This window comes from Oleiphilus sp. HI0086 (assembly GCF_001635225.1).
Genome location: NZ_LWFZ01001400.1, coordinates 1 through 991, shown reverse-complemented (window position 1 = coordinate 991; position 991 = coordinate 1). Strand labels below are relative to the sequence as shown.

General features: G+C 41.2%; 1 pseudogene. It reads right to left on the bottom strand.

The window, feature by feature from the left end:
- A pseudogene (locus A3756_RS23815) lies at positions 1-955 on the bottom strand (hypothetical protein); the annotation flags it as partial.
- Positions 956-991: the final 36 nt, after the last annotated feature.

Below are 991 nucleotides of genomic sequence, written 5' to 3'. Positions count from 1 at the left end.
TAGGTGATAGTTGATAATCTACCTGAACGTAATAACCAATAAACTTTTCCACATTTTTATTGCCAGCAAAAATGTTATCTACTTCGATATCTCGTCGTTGGATTTCAGTTGTGAAGCGCCATTTATCAATACTGAGTTCAAAAGAAAGCATCAATGCTTTTAGGCCAAGCTCACCCTCAAACAGTGGAGGGGTGACAGTAAGATCTTGAAACGTTTCCCCTGCTCCCGGTGTAAAATCAGCATCTAATTGAACATAAGAAAGCGCAGTGCGCCACGCACCAGAACCGGGTTCAAAAGACAGCCTCGTAAAGCTAGCGCGCTCATTATCGAAGCTACCAGAGGTTTTCGTACTTAAGATTGACTCAACACTATGACTATTAAAAATCGGCTCACCAAAAGCAGTACTAAACGACAACGTACCGCTCTGGAATTCCCGGTGCCCATAAAGCCCTATACTATCTGATGAATGTAATATCTCTTGCAAGTAATCAATATAAATAGACTCAGGCAACAGTAAGCTAGGACGTGTTACTGCAACATCTCTAGTTTCGTTAAAGAAGCCAAACGGATTCTTTAAACGCCCTGCTCTTAAACCTAAACCATATTCAAAATCATCAAAAAGCCGCCAATCAAGTATCGCAAAATCAAGTCTAGTACCTTTTGGCTCGCCGTTACCAATCTGTTTGTAAAGACCCTGCATGGAAAACTGTAAAGAGTTCGTCGCCTTCCAAGACCCGTTTAAACCAACACTATTGTATTTAAAGCTACCATCAGAACTAGAACCCAAAAAATCATTTTCATCGGTTAAAACAAAGCTTTGACTAACAAAACCGTGCCAATTGATATGATCCACTAGATATTTCTTAGCTTCCGTAGCGAAAGAAACTAAAGAAGTTCCACCCAGCACAACCGCTAAAACGGCCTTAGCGAATACTGACCGTAGTAACATGCTCATTCGACATGCCTCCTTCAACATAACCAATTGCCCCGG